16 protein-coding genes and 1 pseudogene are annotated in these 20,043 nt (G+C 42.9%); 7 read left to right on the forward strand and 10 right to left on the reverse strand.

Features of this window, described 5'->3' with window-relative positions:
- Both A9Z07_RS00440 and A9Z07_RS00445 read right to left on the reverse strand, forming a co-directional pair.
- Positions 1-484 (reverse strand): PHP domain-containing protein (locus A9Z07_RS00440; protein WP_139126616.1); only part of this gene is annotated, 484 nt, incomplete at its 3' end.
- Between the two features lie 417 nt (positions 485-901).
- Entirely contained in the window at positions 902-2,332 is a 1,431-nt protein-coding gene (locus tag A9Z07_RS00445; RefSeq protein ID WP_069576166.1) for a pyridoxal phosphate-dependent aminotransferase, read from the reverse strand.
- Between the two features lie 240 nt (positions 2,333-2,572).
- On the opposite strand from A9Z07_RS00445, the gene msrB reads away from it, so the two are divergent.
- The 4 genes from msrB (at position 2,573) to A9Z07_RS00465 (ending at position 5,039) form a co-directional block, all read left to right on the forward strand.
- Positions 2,573-2,992 carry a peptide-methionine (R)-S-oxide reductase MsrB gene (msrB, locus tag A9Z07_RS00450; RefSeq protein WP_004771736.1) on the forward strand — a complete coding sequence of 140 codons (420 nt, stop codon included), beginning with the start codon at positions 2,573-2,575 and terminating at the stop codon, positions 2,990-2,992.
- Positions 2,989-3,477, forward strand: a complete 489-nt coding sequence (locus tag A9Z07_RS00455) for a glutathione peroxidase (protein WP_004771737.1) — start codon at positions 2,989-2,991, stop codon at positions 3,475-3,477. Before msrB ends, A9Z07_RS00455 begins: the two co-directional genes overlap by 4 nt.
- Positions 3,478-3,539: 62 nt before the next feature.
- On the forward strand, positions 3,540-4,343 hold the full coding sequence (locus A9Z07_RS00460; RefSeq protein WP_069576168.1) for an AraC family transcriptional regulator: 804 nt from the start codon (positions 3,540-3,542) through the stop codon (positions 4,341-4,343).
- A 72-nt stretch (positions 4,344-4,415) separates the two neighbouring features.
- The gene (locus A9Z07_RS00465) at positions 4,416-5,039 is read left to right on the forward strand and encodes a LysE family translocator (protein ID WP_069576170.1); all 624 of its coding nucleotides are present in this window, start codon (positions 4,416-4,418) and stop codon (positions 5,037-5,039) included.
- 42 nt (positions 5,040-5,081) lie between these two features.
- On the opposite strand, the gene A9Z07_RS00470 is transcribed toward A9Z07_RS00465, so the two are convergent.
- The 3 genes from A9Z07_RS00470 to A9Z07_RS00480 form a co-directional block, all read right to left on the reverse strand.
- Positions 5,082-8,234 carry an efflux RND transporter permease subunit gene (locus A9Z07_RS00470; RefSeq protein WP_069576172.1) on the reverse strand — a complete coding sequence of 1,051 codons (3,153 nt, stop codon included), beginning with the start codon at positions 8,232-8,234 and terminating at the stop codon, positions 5,082-5,084.
- Between the two features lies 1 nt (position 8,235).
- The gene (locus A9Z07_RS00475) at positions 8,236-9,426 is read right to left on the reverse strand and encodes an efflux RND transporter periplasmic adaptor subunit (protein ID WP_069576173.1); all 1,191 of its coding nucleotides are present in this window, start codon (positions 9,424-9,426) and stop codon (positions 8,236-8,238) included.
- Between the two features lie 183 nt (positions 9,427-9,609).
- Positions 9,610-10,062: an Lrp/AsnC family transcriptional regulator gene (locus A9Z07_RS00480; RefSeq protein WP_047432711.1), complete on the reverse strand. Its 453-nt coding sequence runs from the start codon at positions 10,060-10,062 to the stop codon at positions 9,610-9,612.
- A gap of 152 nt (positions 10,063-10,214) precedes the next feature.
- On the opposite strand from A9Z07_RS00480, the gene A9Z07_RS00485 reads away from it, so the two are divergent.
- Complete coding sequence (locus A9Z07_RS00485; protein ID WP_005257070.1) at positions 10,215-10,835, forward strand: LysE family translocator; 621 nt, start codon at positions 10,215-10,217, stop codon at positions 10,833-10,835.
- Positions 10,836-11,028: 193 nt separating this feature from the next.
- On the forward strand, positions 11,029-13,233 hold the full coding sequence (locus A9Z07_RS00490) for a TonB-dependent receptor (protein WP_069576175.1): 2,205 nt from the start codon (positions 11,029-11,031) through the stop codon (positions 13,231-13,233).
- Between the two features lie 44 nt (positions 13,234-13,277).
- Here the strand turns inward: A9Z07_RS00490 and dapC are convergent, their stop codons facing one another.
- The 4 genes and pseudogenes from dapC to A9Z07_RS00510 all read right to left on the reverse strand — a co-directional run bounded on the left by dapC (position 13,278) and on the right by A9Z07_RS00510 (position 18,885).
- Entirely contained in the window at positions 13,278-14,447 is a 1,170-nt protein-coding gene (gene dapC / locus A9Z07_RS00495; RefSeq protein ID WP_069576177.1) for a succinyldiaminopimelate transaminase, read from the reverse strand.
- A 25-nt stretch (positions 14,448-14,472) separates the two neighbouring features.
- A complete protein-coding gene (glnD, locus tag A9Z07_RS00500) occupies positions 14,473-17,136 on the reverse strand; it encodes a [protein-PII] uridylyltransferase (RefSeq protein WP_005257074.1) in 2,664 nt (887 codons plus the stop codon).
- Between the two features lie 22 nt (positions 17,137-17,158).
- A complete protein-coding gene (gene purT, locus A9Z07_RS00505; protein WP_171258933.1) occupies positions 17,159-18,376 on the reverse strand; it encodes a formate-dependent phosphoribosylglycinamide formyltransferase in 1,218 nt (405 codons plus the stop codon).
- 120 nt (positions 18,377-18,496) lie between these two features.
- Positions 18,497-18,885, reverse strand: a pseudogene (locus A9Z07_RS00510) (tautomerase family protein).
- Between the two features lie 189 nt (positions 18,886-19,074).
- Between A9Z07_RS00510 and A9Z07_RS00515 the strand changes: the two are divergent.
- Positions 19,075-19,539, forward strand: a complete 465-nt coding sequence (locus A9Z07_RS00515) for a hypothetical protein (RefSeq protein ID WP_032810570.1) — start codon at positions 19,075-19,077, stop codon at positions 19,537-19,539.
- Positions 19,540-19,603: 64 nt separating this feature from the next.
- Here A9Z07_RS00515 and A9Z07_RS00520 read toward each other — a convergent pair whose 3' ends face one another.
- Positions 19,604-19,921: a hypothetical protein gene (locus tag A9Z07_RS00520; RefSeq protein ID WP_069576181.1), complete on the reverse strand. Its 318-nt coding sequence runs from the start codon at positions 19,919-19,921 to the stop codon at positions 19,604-19,606.
- Between the last annotated feature and the right edge of the window lie 122 nt (positions 19,922-20,043).

The raw sequence follows: 20,043 nt of genomic DNA on the forward strand, positions 1-20,043 counted from the left end.
TTAAGGCCAAATAGACACGATTGCCAAATTTCTCAATCCATGCTTCCAGTAAAGGTTCAGCTTTTTGTGGATTGGAAGAGCAGAGCATTTTGCCTACATCACTATGTTGGCCTAGCAAGACAATCAGGTCTTCTGCCTGTTCAAGTACCCACTCTTTTTGTACGCATGGGATACTTAACTGTTGGCCTTCGATAAAACCGCGAGACACGATTTCAGTCAGATTACGCCATCCAGTATTGCTCATTGCCAGTAAAGTGGCGCGATGTTCAGCATCATTGAGGCGAATCACACTGCCTAAAACAGGCTTAATGCCTTTCTTTAGACATGCTTCGTAAAATTTTACTGCTGCGTGGAGGTTGGATAAGTCTGTGAGTGCAAGAGCTGGCATCTCATCTTTTACGGCAGCCTTGACCAAATCAGGTATGCGAACAATCGATTCTGTAATCGAAAACTCTGTATGGATACCGAGATGAACAAACCGCATAGAAGGACTATCCTTTTTCAAACCAACGCATAGTTTAGCATGCAAACCGAAAATGACATGCTTAATATTTTGGCAAACCGTGTGTTTGCTTTGTTATTTTGCTCAAAAGTTAAAAATTAGTTTTTGATTTTTTCTATGTGTGACCTAGTTTTACATAGCAACTAGATCCAGTGATGGCTTATTTGTCATGTTTAATATGAAAAGCACTTACACGAGTAAAAGATATCCTATTACTCTGAATGTGCTGGAAAACTACATCAAAGTGAAGCTGCTCTGTTTGGAATTTGGCTGTGTAAAAAGATATTTGATTTTTGATTCAAAATCTAGGGCACTGCTGTGGAAAGCGATCTAAAATCTAGACAACGCATCTAAAGATTGAATATAAAAAAATCCCCCTGAATATAGGGGGAGCTTGTATTAACGCATTTTTGCCAAGAAGCGGCCTAAGCGATTGATGGCTTCCCGAAGCTCATTTTCAGCTGGCAGGAACACCACACGGAAATGATCTGGCGTTGGCCAGTTAAAGCCTGTGCCTTGTACCAATAATACTTTTTCCGCTTTTAACAGATCCAGCATTAGTTTTTCATCATCTTCAATTGGATAAACTGCTGGATCAAGTTTAGGGAAGCAGTACATTGCGCCATCAGGTTTAACACAACTAAGGCCGGGGATTTCATTCAGCATTTCCCAAGCAATATTACGCTGTTCGTATAAACGGCCACCTGGGCGAATCAAATCGTTAATTGATTGATATCCACCTAATGCAGTTTGAATCGCATATTGAGCTTGGTGGTTGGCACATAGGCGCATTGAAGCCAGCATATCCAAACCTTCGATATAGTCTGCTGCACGTGCTTTGTTGCCTGTAATCGCCATCCATCCTGCACGATAACCTGCAATACGATAAGCTTTTGATAAACCATTGAAGGAAATACACAGTTGATCGCCAGCCAATGCAGCTACAGCCACATGCTCGATACCGTCATAAACGATTTTGTCGTAGATTTCATCTGCAAATAAAATCAGGTCATGCTTTTTCGCCAATGCAACAATTTGTTCTAATACATGACGTGGATAGACTGAACCTGTTGGATTATTTGGATTGATAATGACAATACCACGGGTATTTGGTGTGATTTTGCTTTCCATATCCGCAATGTCGGGATACCAGTAGTTTTCAGAATCACATTTATAATGCACTGCGCTACCGCCAGACAGATTGACCGCTGCCGTCCATAAAGGATAGTCAGGCATTGGCACCAGCATTTCATCACCATCATCCAGCAAGCCTTGCATTGCCATAACAATGAGTTCAGACACGCCGTTGCCCACATACACATCGTTGACGTGCATATCAAAAACGCCTTTCTGCTGGTAGTACTGGCAGATCGCTTTACGTGCAGGGAAAATACCCTTTGAATCGGTATAGCCAATTGCGTTCGGCAGGTTTAAAGCCACGTCATTAATAATTTCTTGTGGGGCTTCAAAACCAAAAGGTGCAGGGTTGCCAATATTCAGCTTGATAATCTTGTGTCCTTGCTCCTCCATTTCATTGGCGGCGCGCAGTACAGGTCCACGGATGTCGTAACAAACATGCTCAAGCTTAGATGATTTTTTAATTTCTCGGCTTGATTGATGAGACTGGGGAACAACAGTACTTTTAGACATAGCAGGATTCACTTTTGCATATCGGTATAAATAACTTTTAAAGGTTTCAACTGTTACCAGATTCAGATCGTGCTGATCTCTCAGTAATTCAACAATTTTTTCGTGGGTAAAACCTGATTGTTGATATTGTCTGATGGTTGGTAATAAGTTTTGAAACACCACACTTTTTTTCTGAGACATTTTTTGTCCTATACAACCGTGCGGAACAAGAATATCACTATATTTGCTCACGCAAAAGACAATATTGTTAAAATTTGCTTACTTTAAATATTTAATTTGCTTTCTTTTTGCTATTTTTGATTTAGATGCTTAAACTTCAACAAATTATACGATCTGAGACTAGAGTTTTTTTTGCGAATGGCGTAAATATAAAATCTGATCATCATGATATTTTTAACATCAGAATAAAAGGTGCAGGTTATGGGAAAAGTGAATAAAACAGACCGAGAATGGCAACGAGAGTTATCCGCAGAAGAATATCGCATTACCCGTCAGAAAGGCACAGAACCCGCATTTACAGGACAATATTGGAATAATAAGCAACATGGTACTTATGTTTGTCGTTGTTGTGGTGCGGAATTATTTTCTTCCGATACAAAATACGATAGCGGCTGTGGTTGGCCGAGCTTCTTTAAGCCGATTGATAGTGTTGCAATAGAAGAACATGAAGATTTATCGCATGGTATGGTCAGAACAGAAATTGTCTGCCATGATTGCGATGCACATTTGGGCCATGTGTTTGAGGATGGTCCACAGCCGACAGGACTGCGTTATTGCGTGAATTCGGCATCATTACAACTTAAAACAGATGAGAAGAATGACGAGGAAACTTATCCATGAGTAACATTTATCAGTTTGAAGCTGAGTTGTTAGAGGGAGAAACAAAAGCGCTCGCTGATTATAAAGGCAAGGTCATGCTGATTGTAAATACTGCAAGTAAGTGTGGTTTTACCCCGCAGTTTGCTGGATTAGAAAAACTTTATGAAAAATATAAATCTCAGGGACTAGAAGTATTAGGATTTCCTTGCAATCAATTTGGAGGACAGGATCCGGGCACCAATAAAGAAATCGGAACCTTTTGCCAGCGTAATTATGGCGTCAGTTTCCCCATGTTTGCCAAGGTCGATGTGAAAGGGCCTGAAGCACATGTGATTTTCCGTTATTTAACCCGTGAAGCGAAAGGGCTTTTAGGTAGTCGGAATATCAAATGGAATTTTACGAAATTTTTAGTTGGCCGTCATGGTGAAGTGTTAGAGCGTTATGCGCCAACAACTAAGCCAGAAGCGTTAGAAGCAGATATTGAAAAAGCTTTAGCCCAGAAATAATCTGTTTTGGCTTTGAGTTAATCACTTTGAACTCCACCGTTGAGTTTTGGAACCATCCTGACATGCCGTATGTTGAAACGCGTAGGGCATGTCAAAGTCGAATCTGTTATAAATCGCATAGTCATCCCACCTTTTCAATCGGCGCAGTAGATGTCGGGCAGAGCCATTTTTCCAGTTCTTTTGCTTCAGAGCAGTTGATTCAGGCGGGGAGTGTCGTAGTCATTCCTGCTCATGTTGAACATTCATGTAATCCTTTGCCTCAACAGGCTTGGAGTTACCAAATGATGCATCTTGACGCAGCATGGCTTGCTGGACTGATCAATGAATTGCAACAGGAAATGGATTCGCATTTGGATTTAAGCAAATCCTATGTGCCGCAACTCAAACCTATAATTCTCCATGATTTGGATATTTACACCGCATTTACTGGCTTAAATCAGGTGTTGTTTGATCCTCAGATTCCAAGATTAGAAAAAGAACACAGCTTAATTAAGATTCTAACTGAAATGTTAATACCGAATTTTCATTGGGAAAATATTGGGGCGGAAGGTTATTTCCAGCCATATTTACCGCGCTTAATTGAATGTCTGAATAGCAGTATGGATGATTTATCGCTACAGCAACTTGCTGATGAATTACAGATGAGCCGTTATGCGTTAATTCGGCTCTTTAAGCATTATTTGGGTTTAACGCCACATGCCTATCAATTAAATCAAAAGGTGAATCAGGCGCGTTTACGCTTGCGTCAGGGCTGTGATCTGGCTCAACTGGCGCATGAGTTGGAGTTTACTGACCAAAGCCATTTTCATCGTGTCTTTAAACAATATACGGGTGTCACCCCAAAACAATATTCTAAAAAATCTTAGCTCCCGCAATTTTATACAAGAATAAAGTTTTAAGCTTTTTTAAGCTGGCTCTCCTTCATTTGGAGAGAAGGTATGGAGCTTTTTTTAACGATTGTGGTGACTCATTTTATTGCTTTGCTGACGCCGGGTGCTGATTTCTTTTTAATTTTAAAAACACTGATGCAAAGTAAAATAAAGGCAGCACGATTGACTTGTATGGGAATTGCATTAGGCAATGCTATCATTCTGCTGGTGATTTATTGCAGTCTGTTTCTGTTGGGTCAGGTCAATACTGAAATACTGGTCGCGATGAAATGGTTAGGTGTCCTTTATTTTGCTTATCTGGCGGTTCAATGTTTTGGTGCGGCGCGTTCCGCACAGATCATCCCTAACACTGAGCTGGAAGATGTTGCAGCGTCGCAAAATAAGGCTCAATTTACGCACTTTTTACTGGGTTTGGGTTCAAGTCTACTCAATCCCAAAAACCTGATGTTTTATTCGGTCTTGGTGATTCTGGTTTATCCGCAATATAATTTTTTGCAAAACTTTTTGGTCTGCGTCTGGATGGTGGGCTTGGTGCTGATCTGGAATCTGGCGATGGTGAAACTGATGAACGCAACCATTTATCTATCATGGTTAAATCAGCATATTCATTATTTATATTATCTGGCGGGCAGTAGCTTTATCTTTTTTATGCTGGTACTGATTTTATCCTGAGCATAAAAAAGACGATCAAATGACCGTCTTTTTTATTAAATGCTATTGGGATGGTTCAATAGGTTGAGGCTGGGTTTTCCTGAAACTGTGTATCTTGCGATTAATATCGTCAATAAAGGTATACACCACAGGAATCACCAGTAATGACAAGAAGGTACTGGTAATTAATCCACCAATCACCGAGATCGCCATAGGCGCACGGAAGCTCGGATCTGTACCAATGCCTAAGGCGATTGGTAACATACCTGCACCCATTGCCAGCGTGGTCATGATAATCGGGCGTGCCCGTTTATGGCAGGCATCCAGCAGGGCATTGAAGCGGGAATAATGCTTCTCATCTCTAGCAATAATGGCGTAATCGACCAGTAGAATCGAGTTCTTGCTGGCAATCCCCATTAACATAATCAGACCGATCAGGCTCGGCATCGAGAAACTGCTTTTCGCTAATAGTAACATCACGAATGCACCGCCAAGCGATAAAGGTAAGGCCACTAGAATGGTAATCGGTTGCAGGAAGTCTTTGAATAACAGCACCAGCACCACATAGATACACAATACGCCTGTGAGCATCGCCAGACCAAAGCTTGAGAACAGTTCCTGCATGACTTCGGCATCACCAATATTGGTACGTTTCACCGTTGGGGGCAGGTTCTTCATGGTTGGGAGCTGGTCAACTTTTGCCGCGATATCACCCAGCGGCTGATTATTCAGCTCAATGGTAAAGTTGATATTACGTAGGCGGTTAAAGCGGTCAATTTGCGATGGGCCACTTTCAATGTTGACATCAGCAATGGTGCCTAACATGACGGGGCCATGACTGCCTTTGACCATTAAGCGTTTCATCAACTCCTGATCCTGACGTGCTGATAGCGGTAGTTTGATCACCACAGGAATCTGACGTTGTGACAGGTTTAACTTGGCCAGATTCTGGTCAAAATCACCTGCAGTCGCGATACGCAAAGTCTCTGCAATATCATAAGTGGTGACACCTAGATCGGCCGCTTTGGCAAAATCTGGACGAATCACCAATTCAGGACGAATCAGGGCGGCACTTGAGGTGATACTTCCTACATTTGGAACAGTTCGTAATTCACGTTCAAGGCTACGTGCTGTCGCCATTAATGTATCGGGATCATCGCCAGAAAGTGCAATTTGATATTGGCTATTGTTGCCTGCAAGTCCGACTTGGATGCGCGCGCCAGGCAGTGGTGCCAGACGTTGACGCAATTGGTCTTCTATGTCTTGCAAGCTGGCACTACGATCAGAACGCTCCGTGGTTTGAATGGTTAAAGTGGCTTTACGGGGTTCACCTGATGCGCCACCTGAAAATGGATCTGTACCCGCAGCACCGCCACCAATGGTGGTATAGATACTTTTAATTTCAGGATGATCTTTAATCAAGTTGCGTGCGTATTCAGCCGTTTTAAGCGTATCTCCAAATTGAGAACCGGGTGTTAATTCCAGACGAACCTGTGTTTGTCCTGTATCTGGAGGAGGCACAAACCCAGTCGGTAATAAGGGAATCAACATGACCGAGGCAATAAAGAAAGCAATTGCGCCGCCTAAAGTGATCCAGCGATGATTGAGACACCAAGTGACCAGACGCATATAACCACGCATGACTTTGCCATCTTTGGCGCGATCTTTCGCTAAACGTGCTGTGCCTTGATCTGCCGCCGTTTTGGTATCCGAAGCATCGTCCTGTTGTTCGACTTTGCCGATCCAAGGCTTCAGGATATAGGCAGACATCATTGGAGTGAGTAAACGTGCAACCAGTAGGGAAGCAAAAATTGCCAATGCTGCCGTCCAGCCAAATTGAACAAAGAATTTTCCTGCAATCCCACTCATAAAGGCAGTCGGAAGGAATACGGCAATCAGGGTAAAGGTGGTCGCAATCACGGCCAGACCAATTTCATCTGCGGCTTCCATCGCGGCTTCATATGGTGTCTTGCCCATGCGCAGATGCCGTATGATATTTTCAATTTCAACAATCGCATCATCGACCAGAATCCCCACCACCAGTGACATGGCCAGTAGCGTCACGGTATTGAGGGTAAAACCAAAGAAATACATGCCGATCATGGCGGGTAGGATGGACAACGGTAGGGCCGTTGCTGCAATAATCGTGGCACGCCAGTCGCGTAAGAATAACCACACCACCAAGATTGCCAGAATAGCGCCTTCATACAAGAGCGACATTGAGCCTTCGTAATTGTCGACTACAGGATTGACGAAGTTAAAAGCTTCGGTGATCTTGATATCTGGATGTGCCGTTTTCAATTTATCTAGTGCTTCAGCAACACCTTTTTGCACATCAACTTCACTGGCCCCTTTACTACGGGTGATTTCAAAACCAATGACGGGCTGTCCATTCAAGAGTGCAGCCGAACGTCTTTCAGCAATCCCATCCCGAACAGTGGCAACCTGATCCAGACGAATATGCCGACCATCACTTAACGCAATATCCATTACACCAATTTCATCGGCTGTTTTGACTGTGGCAATGGTCCGAATGGATTGTTCACTGCCACCGATTTTGGTTTGACCACCCGAGGCATCTTGCTGGATTAAGCGCAGTTGACGGGTTATGTCGGTTGCCGTTGCATTCAGCGCCAAGAGTTTTTCGGGATCAAGCTCCACATCAACCTGACGGGTGACACCACCCACACGTGCCACTGCACCCACACCTTTGACTTGGAGCATGGCGCGAGCAATATCGTAATCCACAAACCAAGACAGTGCTTCTTCATCCATCTTGGGCGACTGGATGGTATAGGTTAGAATAGGTGAGCCAGACAGGTTAATCTTACTGACAATGGGATCTCGTAAATCAGCAGGTAAATCTGAACGGACTTGTGACACGGCATTACGCACGTCATCCACTGCTTCCTGCAAGGGTTTTTCCAGCTGGAACTCGGCAGTAACGGTGACAACACCATCCTGAATATTGGTGTACTGGTTTCTGAGTCCTTGCAGAGTAGCAATCGAGTTTTCGATCTTACGCGCCACTTCGGTCTCAAGTTGTGGCGGCGCGGCACCTGGAAGGGCAGCGGTTACCGTGACCATGGGCAGTTCAATATCAGGGAACTGCTGGATCTTCATCCATTTAAAGCATAACAATCCTGCCAATCCCAGCATGATAAATAACAGGATGCCAGGAATCGGATTTCGGATCGACCAAGCGGAGAAATTCATATTATTTCTCCTGTGTGGTCACGAGCTGTTTGGTGAGTGGTGTGTCTGGAATGTCTTTGGCAATACTGACAAGATCACCATCTGCCAAGAAACCTGTGCCTGAAGACACCACTTTGACATTCGGGGCCAAATCTAAAATTTCGACCCGATCGCCTAGACGACGCCCAACATTGACTTTCTGTTGAGTCACACGATTTTTGTCATTGACCGTAAATACATAAGAAAAGCCATCGCGTAATAACAGCGCTGTTTGTGGAACAGTTATTGCGGGTTTCTGGCCTAGATCAAATTCACCTTTGACAAACATCCCCATGCGTACAGCCTGCGTGGTTGGAATATCCACATACACCAGTCCATAACGGGTTTGTGGATCAATCACAGGTGCAATCATTCTCACTTTACCTGTCACGGCGGGTTGGGCTGGATCAGGTGAAATGATATGCGCTGTCATGCCTTGTTTGAGCTTATACAAATCAGCGGTGGTCACTTCTGCGCGCCATTCCAGACGATGGTCACGAATCAGACGGAAAAGTTCCTGTCCTGTTTGCGCCAAAGAACCCACCGTAGCCGTTCGTGCTGAAATGACACCATTGTCAGGCGAAACCACTCTGGTTTGAGCTAAACGTAATTGATTGCTTTCAATCTGTGCTCTAGCTGCATCCAGCTTTGCTTGGGCAGTGGCTTGAGACGTTTGATATTGGGTGGCTTCCTGAGCTGAAATGGCGCCTGTATTCTTGAGTTGCTGAATACGTTTGTTATTGGTGATGGCATCGGTAAGAACAGCTTGTGCTTCTGCATAACTGGCTTTCGCTGCTGCGAGATCAGCACGGATGGTTTCACTGTTAATCTCCGCTAAAACCTGACCGCGTCGGACCTCATCACCAACATTGACATTCACCCGAGTCAGACGCTGGCCAGAGAGTTCACTACCAATCACCACTTCTTGCCATGCAGCAATATTGCCATTCGCCGTAAATGTCTGTTTCCAGTTTTGCTGTTGAGGAGAGACCACGGTAACGGTCAGTGCCGCTTTCTGTGCGGTGGTATCGGCATTTTTTTGCTGTTTCGCAGCTGTTGTTTTTTTAGCAGTTCCAGTCTGCCAAACCACGATTACAATAATTAAAAGTACAACAACGATTGCTAAAATGAGCCAACCCTTTTTCTTTATTTTCTTGGGAGTTTGAGAAGTCATCTTTCCATAGTCATCAAGTTTTGATGGCTAAGTATAGACGAAGATTTCAACAGTAGGTCAAGATGCAATGGACAGATAAAAAAATTAATAAAGCTGCCTATTTTGCTTACCTTTTACCTAAGAAAATAAGTGACTTTATTCACATTGATACATTTTAGTTCGACCCAAAATGATAATGCCTTTTTATAAAGGAAGAAGCCGGTTAGACACCACATTTTTCATGACAATGGTCGAGGTCAGACGTTGTACATTTGGCAAGGCAGAGAGACTGTCGTCATAGAGCTTCTGGAAACTTGCCAGATCTTTGGCGACAACATGCAGTAAATAATCAGGATTTCCGAATAAACGCTGCGCCTGAATCACATTGGCAATTTCAGTGACTTTTTCTTCAAAGCTGGACAGGGCAGTTTTATCGCCATCTTTTAAAGTTACAAAGATAATCGCAGAGAAATTGAGACCGATTTTTGAGGCTTCCAGATCAGCGTGATAACCTTTGATCACGCCACTTTCTTCTAAAGCTTTGACGCGACGATGGCACGGAGACAGGCTTAAACCTATTCTTTCCGCCAGTTCGGTGATAGATAATCGTCCATTTGCCTGTAGTTCAGCAATAATTTTCTTATCGATGCGATCCACTTGGAAGAATCTCCCTATTGGCGTTAAATAAATAGAAGTATTTGGAATAACATTTTCACCATTAAAGCATATCCTTTCTCAACAATCTTCACCAAATGGTGAAAAAGAAAGCTATTAAAAATAGCGTTGGTGATGCAGGAAGGGCTTGGCTTATGGAACTCAGTGTGATTTTTGCTTTCTGGTGTGTTTCGATCTTATTTGTGTTAACGCCGGGTGCAGACTGGGCCTATGCCATTCTTGCAGGCATTAAGGGGAATTTTGTCTTAAATGCGGTGACAGGCCTGATTTTGGGACATTTTATTGCAATCTTGTGTGTGGCTGCTGGGGTAGGTGCATTACTGCAACATTATCCAATACTGTTAACCACCATGACGATTTTAGGTGCCTGTTATCTGCTATGGATGGGCGCAAATTTATTGATTCATCCTGCGACCATTTCGAGTGATCATAATGAAACACAAACACTAGATTCGGCACGTTCATGGTTGCTGAAAGGTGTGGGGATTAGTGGGTTAAATCCTAAAGTTTTATTGCTGTTTTTTGCTTTATTGCCGCCGTTTATTCATCCTGAAATGTCTTTTGCACCTACAACCCAGATTATTTTGCTGGGTATGATTCACCTACTGAGTTGTGCAGTCGTTTATGTACTGGTGGGAATTGCAGCGAACAAACTTTTGGCAACGCGTCCAATGGCTGTGAAAGTCGTCAGTCGGGTTTCTGGCGGCCTGATGGTGATGATCTCGATCATTTTATTTATAGGACAGCTTGGCTAAGAAAATAGTGAAATTTCTTAAGAATAGATGGCTTTAAATTTTATATTGATTGAATTCAGTCTGTTAATTTTAATACCGTTTAAGACTGGAAAAATCATGAAATTATGGAATGGCATATATAGATAAAAAATAGTGTAAAACGTATTAATTCTCATTTATTATGCGGTTTTTTTAAAGTCGGCTGAAATAAATCATGGGTAGAAAACTTAAACCATTAGTATTGATGATGACATGCGCTTCGATGGGGACAACGGCTGTTTTTGCAGATGAAGTGCAACAGGGGCAAGCAGCGGATGCAACCGTCACATTAAATACAATTCGTATTACTGCGAGTGCGGATGCATCAGCAGATGGTTTAATGGATCCTTTTGCAGGTGGACAAGTTGCCAGTGGTGGTCGCGTCGGGATCTTTGGTAATCAGAAGAATCTGGATACACCATTCAACTTAACCAGTTATACCAATGAATATATTCAGTCCAAGCAAGCTAAAAGTGTAGGGGATGTATTAAAGGCTGATCCAAGTGTTCGTGTTGGGCGTGGTTTCGGAAACTTTCAGGAATCTTATTACATCCGAGGTTTTAATTTAGGTTCGGATGATACCGCTTATAATGGTTTATATTCGATTCTGCCACGCCAATATATTCCAACAGAGCTATTTGAACGTGTCGAAGTGCTTAAAGGTGCTTCATCTTTCTTAAATGGTGCGATGCCGGGCAACGGCGGGATTGGTGGGGCAATTAATCTATTGCCAAAACGTGCAGGTAATGAACCATTAAATCGTGTTGCGGTTGGTACAGATTTTAACGGTGGCCAAATTGCCAGTGATATGTCTCGTCGCTTTGGCGAAAACCAAGAGTTTGGTGTACGTGTAAACACAGCCTATCATGGTGGCAATACCAGCGTTGATAATGAGAAAAATTCATTAGGTTTAGCTTCTATTGGATTAGATTACCGTGGTGATCGTCTACGTCTATCTGGAGATATGGGCTATAGCAATAATCGTTTAACTGCGACACGGCCTAATATTTCACTTGCAGGTTTGACTGAAGTGCCTGCTGCAATAAAGGCGAGTCGTAACTATGCACAAAAATGGACCTATTCTAATGAAGAGGACGTGTTTGGTAGTTACCGTGCAGAATATGATTTAAGTGATGCAGTGACTGCCTATGCAGCCTATGGCTTCCGTCATGGTGAAGAGCAAAATAGTCTAGCAAATCCGACTTTAACCAATGTCTCTAATGGTGATGCGAAATATTCACGCTTTGACAATGGTCGGGTCGATATGGTGAATACTGGTGAAATTGGTGTTCGCGGTAAGTTACAGACTGGTTCTATCCAGCATAATCTAGTGTTATCAGGCTCTGCATTCCAGCAAAATACCCGTAATGGCTGGGCCATGAGCGGAAGTAACACTACTAATATTCTGCATCCAGATTATAGCAATGCACCTGAATTGACGATTGGTAATCCAGAGCGTGTTAATGATCCTAAGCTTGGCACCCGTACCCGTCTAAGAAGTATCGCGATTGGGGATAATATTTCTGCGCTTAATGATAAGTTGATTGTGATGCTTGGCGCGCGCTATCAAAAGATCATGCAGGAAACTTATAACTATCAGACCGATGGAAGTAAAATCAATCCAGCATATAATGAGGCGAAATGGACGCCTGCTTTAGGTGTGACTTATAAACTGACGCCAGAATTTTCTGTGTATGCAAACTATATCGAATCATTGGCGAAAGGGTTAAGTAATACTACAGTGGATGTCACAACAACACTTAAACCTTTTGTTGCCAAGCAAAAAGAAATTGGTGCTAAATACGAAAATGATCGTTTAGGTGCGAGTATCAGTTTATTTGACATTAATAAGCAGCGTGGTGTCTTGCAAGATGGGGTGTTTAGTGATGCAGGTGAATACGTTCATCGTGGTGTCGAGCTAAATACCTATGGCAAGCTGACTGATTCAATTACGGTATTGGGCGGTGCGTCGTGGCTACACGCCAAGCAAAAGAATACAGGGTCTGCCTTATATGATGACAATAATGAAGTTGGGGTGCCAAAGTTTCAAGCCAATTTAGGTGCTGAATGGGCATTGCCAGTTCCGCAAGATATCTCCTTAAATGCACAATTGACTTATACAGGTTCGACTTATGCAAGTCTGGATAATAAGTTAAAAGTGAATGACTGGACTACGCTGGATATCGGTGCAAACTATAAAACCCAGCTTGGACAAACACCAACCACTTTTAACTTTAAAGTGAATAATGTCTTCAATAAAGATTATTGGTCTTCTGTTGGCTTATCTGACAATATCAATAGCACTTCAAACACCAATAATGGTTATGTGGTTGCAGGTCTACCGCGTACCTTTATGCTCAGTGCAAGTTTTGATTTCTAATTTATAGCGCTAAAAAAATCCCCGAATATTCGGGGATTTTTTATTTATAGAACAGCTTTGAGACGTTTAACCACTTCTTCACACTGGGCTAAATCTGCAACCAGCGCCATGCGCACGTGGCCTTCACCCGGATTTCCTTGTTCTGTGTCACGAGAAAGATAACGACCCGGTAAAACTTTAATATGTGCTTTTTCCATTAACATCTTGGCAAAAGTTTCATCATTATCCACTTTTAACCAATAATAAAAGCCTGCATCTGGTTTTTGTAACGGCAATAAATGACCGAGTTCAGACTGGAATAAATCAAATTTAGCACGGTATTGCTGGCGATTTTCTTCAACATGCGCTTCATCATTCCATGCAGCGATTGAAGCCAGTTGATTTTGTACGGGCATTGCAGCGCCATGATAAGTGCGGTATTGCAAATAAGGTTTCAATAAAGCTGCATCACCAGCAACAAAGCCAGAGCGCATACCCGGCAGGTTTGAGCGTTTAGAAAGTGAATGGAACACGATACAGTTTTTATAATCGTCACGGCCCATTTCAGCACAAACTTCTAGCAGACCAATCGGTGCCTGATCAAACCAGAGTTCTGAATAGCATTCATCTGATGCAATTACAAAATCATATTGATCAGAAAGTGCAATCAGCTTTTTAAACTGTTCTTTTGATAGAACCGTTCCTGTCGGATTACCTGGGGTACAAACAAATAATAATGCTGTTTTTTCCCATACTTCGGCAGGCACTGCATCAAAGTCACCTAAGTAGCCATTTTCTTCGATACAGTTAATGAAATAGGGTTTTGCACCTGCAAGTAGGGCGGCACCTTCATAAATCTGATAAAACGGATTTGGCATCACCACATACGGTGCATCTTCGCGTTTAATCAAGGCCTGTACAAAAGAGAAAATCCCTTCACGTGTTCCAGAAACGGGCAGAATATGATCCTCTGCACTGATCTGGTTCAACTTAAAACGATTGGTGAGCCATTGTGCAATACTTTGGCGCAGTTCTGGCAAACCTTTACTGTTTGGATAGGTCGATAAATGAGCAAAATTATCAATAATTGCTTGCTTCACAAACTCTGGTGCTGGATGTTTCGGCTCACCAATTGATAAGGGAATCAATGGTAAATTGGCAGGTTGTACCTCTTTAAAAAGCTGGTTTAACTTTTCAAAAGGATAGGGATGCAATAACGACAAGCTAGAGTTCATTTAAACAGTTACCAAACAATAAAATTTAAGATGGATTACAAATTTGATTCGATGCTTCATCCAAAGCGGCTTTTAGTGTTTCCACAAAAGTTTTGACTTCTTCATCGGTGAGCAAGACACCATTTTTCTTGGTGACAAAGAAAATATCTTCTGCGCGTTCGCCCAAGGTCGCAATTCTTGCAGAATGGATATCCAGACCCTGTAGCATGAATAAGCCCCCGATACGCGCCAGTAATCCGGGTTGATCCAGCGTTGAAATCTCGACCATATGTTGCTGTAAGGTCGGGTTCAGGACGATATCTACTGTATTCTGCACATCAAAATGACGTAAATGACGCGGGATACGGCGTTGCATAATCCCCGGATATTGGTCTGAATGGCTTAAGGCATCGACCAAGGCTGCTTTCACTTTGCGTTCGCGATCTGGATCAGTCAACAAAGTACCAAAACGATCAAGAACCAAATAGGTGTCTAGGCTGAATGATGTCGAAGCCGTAATAATACGGGCATCCTGAACATCCAGATTCATACGGTCTAATACGGCCACAGTTGTGGCAAATAGATTTGGCTGATCGCGAGTATAGATAAAGATCTGTACCGCATCATCTGCTGCATTACGATGCGCACGTAATAAAACCAAAGGTTCTGGGTTATCACCGTGTTGCAGAATTGCTTGGGTATGCCATGCAATTTCATTGGCTGATTCTTTAACAAAGTATTCATCGCCCAGTTCTTGCCAGACTTTCTCAACTTCAGCTAGAGAGAAGTCATTCACCAAGAGTTCACTGGCAGCAAATTTGGTGTCTTCAATCAGCATTTGATAATCGACTGGACGGCCCAAGCCTGAACGTATCACATCACGCGCATAGGTATACAGCTGACGCATTAATGATGCACGCCATGTATTCCAAAGCTTAGGGTTGGTGGCATTAATGTCGGCAACCGTGAGGGTATAGAGATAATCGAGATGCTCCATATCACCGACTTTTTCAGCAAACTCTCTAACCTCATCTGGGTCGGAAATATCTTTTTTCTGAGCCGTGAGTGACATGAGTAAATGATTGTTGATCAGCCATGCCACCAGTTTGCATTCACGTTCGGTAAAACCATGTGTGCGACAGAATTCAATGGCATCAATTGCACCAAGTTCACTGTGATCACCGCCACGGCCTTTGGCAATATCATGGAAAATCGCAGCCATATACACGATGTCATGGCGGGCAATACGTTGGAACACAGAACTTACGACGGGAAATTCTTTGGCAAATTCGGGTTCTTTAAAGCGGCTCAAATTGCGGAGTAGCAATAAAGTATGTGCATCGACGGTATAAATATGGAATAAGTCGTATTGCATTAACCCTGTAATCTGTCCAAATGCAGGAATGTAATTGCCGAGAACGCCGTAACGTTTCATCGCCACCATGGTGTTATATAAATGCGGTGAACGGATAATCGACATGAACAGGGCTTGATGTTCTGGATTGTCGCGGAAACGCTGGTCAATCCGTTTTGCTGCAAGCACCAGCAGACGTAAGGTACGGGCACGAATTCCCGTAATTTCTGGTCGATTCGCCAACAGGTAAAACAACTCCAGAATTGCGCTTGGCTCTTCTGAAAAGACTTTGTGATGTTGAACCGCAAGCTTGCCATCGACAATTTTAAAACGTTCATTAATATCGATAATGTGACGTTCATAATCAGGCAGGCGAGGTGTAATTACAGACTCATTGAAATAGGCCAGTAGCATTTCATTCAGCGTTGAAACTTGTTGCGCCGTCCGGTAATAGCGCTTCATGAATTGCTCAACTGCAAAATTAACAGGCTGACCTTCTTCACGTACGTAGCCAAATTTTGCTGCAATATCACGTTGATATTCAAATAACAGACGATTTTCATCGCGTTTGGCAAGACGATGCAAATGGGTACGGATTTCCCATAAAAAGCTTTCCGCTTCTTCGAGTACGCCGAGTTCAAATTCGGTAATAAAGCCTAAATGCACCAGATCATAAATACGATTGACACGGAAATGACGTTTGGCAATCCAGCCGATCTGGTTGATATCACGAATACCGCCTGGGGCATTTTTAATATCAGGCTCTAAGTTGCTTTCCGTATTGTTGTGCTGTGCATAGCGCTTGGCTTGTTCAGCCATTTTGGCATCGTAAAAGGTTTGATCTGTCCATGTTTGCGCCACGATACGACGCGGCCATTTTGCAAGTTGTTGATTGCCGGTAATGAGTCGTGCTTCAATCAGCGTCGTAGCAACGGTCAAGTCATTAATGGCTTGTTCAACACAGTTTTGAATGGTACGAACACTGATGCCTGGTTTGAAATTACCGACATCCCATAAAGAAGAAATAAAGGTTGAGATCAGTTTTTCTTGTTCTTCACTGATTTCATCCTCAGATAAAATCATGATGTCGGTATCTGAATAGGGCAGCATTTCATGGCGGCCGTAGCCACCCACTGCAAATAGACCTAGTTCAGTTTGATTTAAACCAGCATGATTCCAGAGAAAGATCAGCGCCTCATCAATCGAATCTGAACGGGCGCCAATCACTTCACGAATCGGTTGCCCATTTTCATAACTCTCCTGTAATTGATTTTCTACATCCGTTCGCCATTGGTTAATGGCTTGAATATCATGATGACTGGTGACGTAGTTCAACAATGGAGAGGTATTGATCATGAAAATGGGTCTACTCAATAGGTTAAGAGTTAGTGTGTACGCTCACTTGGTCTGCGGCTTGTTGTGCCAATTCACGCGCAAGATCTGTGGTCTCAGCACGTGCAGTGGCAACGCCCATACGACGGCGTTTAAAGCCTTCTGGTTTTCCAAAGAGGCGTAAGTCTGTATCTGGATTTGCTAAAGCAAGATTTAAGCCAGCAAAGCTGAGGTTCTTCGCATCGACACCAGCATAGATCACTGCACTTGCTGCCACACTGTGACGCGCAGTATTTACAGGTAAACCTAAAATGGCACGGGCATGCAATTCAAATTCGCTTTGGAATTGTGAAGCCAAAGTCACGAGACCTGTATCGTGTGGGCGAGGTGAAACCTCACTAAACCAGACTTTATCGCCCTTGATGAATAACTCAACCCCAAAAATACCACAGCCACCTAAAGCTGTAGTTACTTTATTGGCAATACGTTTTGCTTCTTCCAGCGCGGCAGGCGTCATTTGTTGTGGCTGCCAGCTCTCGACATAATCACCCGCATCTTGGCGGTGTCCGATCGGATCGCAGAAATGGGTTTCAATTTCGCCCGTTTCTGGATTTTTAGCACGGACGGTGAGCAGGGTAATTTCAAAATCAAAATCAATTTGCGATTCAATAATCACAGTACCTTGATTAACACGACCGCCTTGCATTGCATAATCCCAAGCAGCGTCAACTTCATCAAAGCTCTTGACGCGAGACTGGCCTTTACCTGACGATGACATCACAGGTTTCACGAAGTTTGGATAACCAATGTCGTCACATGCGGCACGGAAACTTTCTAAAGTATTGGCAAAGCGATAAGCTGAAGTCGGTAGACCAAGTTCTTCAGCAGCTAAACGACGAATCCCTTCTCGGTTCATGGTGAGGTTCACCGCTTTAGCCGAGGGGATGACTGTAGCCGTTTTATTCTGTTCGATTTCAACCAAGACTTCAGTGGCAATCGCTTCAATTTCAGGAACAATCAGATTCGGTTTGATCTTTTCAATCAGTTGTTTTAATTCGGCTGGATCGGCCATATTCAGGGTATAAGCAAAATGGGCCACTTGCATTGCTGGTGCGTGATCATAACGATCTGCGGCATGAACCTCGACACCCAAGCGCTGTAAAGAAATTACAACTTCTTTACCAAGCTCTCCAGAACCTAACAGTAAAACCTTAAATGCAGAAGATTGAAGTGGAGTTCCAAGAGTGACGCTCATGCGAATAATCCTATCCTGAGTAATTTGTGTTTAAGCATAGCAGAACTTTTTGCTGAATTAAGCCTATATGACACAAAAAACATGCTTTTTGTTAGACAAAAATATTGTGGGCAAAGCCCTTTGATTTATTTAAACATTGACTTGATAATTTAGTTTTAATTCCTCCGCATTTTGCCCACGAATTCCCCAGTTGACTTTGGGTGTTTCAAAAATCGTGATTTCAACATCTTGGGTGAAATCCCACATTGTTGTTGAATATAAGTAAAAATTAACTGGATTAGGTGTTTTTTTGCTTCTTTACTACGTCCTTCAAACATTGATATTTCGATAATCAGATAATTGTCACTGCGATCCTCTGGATAAATAAAATCGTTGGTCGCAAGACGGATAAAACGCTGGAATTTCTTTTCTACAGGATAATTCAAGCTGTCGACCAGCGCCTTATGAATGGCATGAGAAAGCTGGTTTCTAAACTGTTCAATTGTTTGTTGTAATGCATAAATTTTGATTTGTGACATGGGGGATTTACTTCCTGATGAGGTATTGATTGTTTTATTGAAATTAAGACAGAAAAATTTAGCGCAAGATAAATCTGAAATCTTTCGCTGATATCGCAAAATTCTGTGCACGATAAAACAGTAACAATGATTGAGAATTATTCCCAAATTGACTAGCATAATGGCCTTATGTTTCATCGGCGATCTGATATGTCTAATCTAAACACTCGTGTAACAGCAATCATGTTGTGTAGTGCCTTTTTCTTGGCTGCTTGCGGGAACTCAGGTGATGAGCCAAAAGAGAAGGTAGAGATCAAGCCAGCGCCAAAACTCAATAATGATGCAACGACCTATGCCAATGCTGCCTGGAAACTGATTAATGAAATTGATCCGATTGTTTATAACAAGCAAACGGCTGAAATTGAAGAGAAGGTTAGAAAACCATTACGCCAGCTCAGCACTGATTGGCGGATCAATGTCAAAATGACAGACTCGGTGACTGAAGGGAAATATGCGCTTTGCCGTAAGGCATTGACCAGTCTGGATACTTGGGCGCGCGATGTCAAAGATAAGGAAAATGTATCTGCCCAAAAGCAGGCAGACTACGAGCGTGATAAAGCACAATGTAAAGATGCGATTGATAACCCCGCGTTAGGAAATACCTCTCCTAAATAATGAGGTGCATATAAAAAAGCGAGATCATTGATCTCGCTTTTTCATGGTTAAAGCTATCGTTGGATTATGAGGTTTTGACTGTTTTTGCCGCTTCCTGTTTGGCTTGAGTCGCTGTGGTACTCGCTACTTTTTTGGTTGCCGAAGCAGCCTTCATCGCTTCATGTTTAGTGGTGTCTTTGGCTTTAATGGCATCATGTTTTACGGTATGGGTTGCTTTGGTGGTTTCTTTTTTGGCTTTCACGACGCCAGCTGCGACACATTTTCCACCTTTATGATTTGGGCCAGTGCCACCCTGGAGTTGAGTTCCTTTTGGACATGCAAATGCGCTAGCGCTTAATACGGTAAATAAGCCTGCTGTTAGAATTGTTGCGATTTTTCTCATGATTATCATCTGCGAGGATAAGCGATAGTGCTTAGCTTTAATGTAGACGTGTTGAGATAGGGAAAGCAGACTGATTTTGTGAAATATTTTAGAGCATGCGTAGCATTTTATAGTGAGAGTTT

The organism is Acinetobacter sp. YK3, from assembly GCF_001729365.1.
In the GTDB taxonomy this organism is placed as follows: domain Bacteria; phylum Pseudomonadota; class Gammaproteobacteria; order Pseudomonadales; family Moraxellaceae; genus Acinetobacter; species Acinetobacter vivianii.

Bases quoted from the DNA above. Each gene is read 5' to 3' on its own strand.
- A9Z07_RS00485 (WP_005257070.1), top strand. From the start codon at position 10,215: ATGGAACTCAGTGTGATTTTTGCTTTCTGGTGTGTTTCGATCTTATTT.
- A9Z07_RS00455 (WP_004771737.1), top strand. From the start codon at position 2,989: ATGAGTAACATTTATCAGTTTGAAGCTGAGTTGTTAGAGGGAGAAACA.
- A9Z07_RS00465 (WP_069576170.1), top strand. From the start codon at position 4,416: ATGGAGCTTTTTTTAACGATTGTGGTGACTCATTTTATTGCTTTGCTG.
- A9Z07_RS00475 (WP_069576173.1), bottom strand. From the start codon at position 9,426: ATGACTTCTCAAACTCCCAAGAAAATAAAGAAAAAGGGTTGGCTCATT.
- A9Z07_RS00490 (WP_069576175.1), top strand. From the start codon at position 11,029: ATGGGTAGAAAACTTAAACCATTAGTATTGATGATGACATGCGCTTCG.
- A9Z07_RS00445 (WP_069576166.1), bottom strand. From the start codon at position 2,332: ATGTCTCAGAAAAAAAGTGTGGTGTTTCAAAACTTATTACCAACCATC.
- dapC (WP_069576177.1), bottom strand. From the start codon at position 14,447: ATGAACTCTAGCTTGTCGTTATTGCATCCCTATCCTTTTGAAAAGTTA.
- A9Z07_RS00520 (WP_069576181.1), bottom strand. From the start codon at position 19,921: ATGAGAAAAATCGCAACAATTCTAACAGCAGGCTTATTTACCGTATTA.
- A9Z07_RS00515 (WP_032810570.1), top strand. From the start codon at position 19,075: ATGTCTAATCTAAACACTCGTGTAACAGCAATCATGTTGTGTAGTGCC.
- msrB (WP_004771736.1), top strand. From the start codon at position 2,573: ATGGGAAAAGTGAATAAAACAGACCGAGAATGGCAACGAGAGTTATCC.
- glnD (WP_005257074.1), bottom strand. From the start codon at position 17,136: ATGATCAATACCTCTCCATTGTTGAACTACGTCACCAGTCATCATGAT.
- A9Z07_RS00460 (WP_069576168.1), top strand. From the start codon at position 3,540: ATGCCGTATGTTGAAACGCGTAGGGCATGTCAAAGTCGAATCTGTTAT.
- A9Z07_RS00470 (WP_069576172.1), bottom strand. From the start codon at position 8,234: ATGAATTTCTCCGCTTGGTCGATCCGAAATCCGATTCCTGGCATCCTG.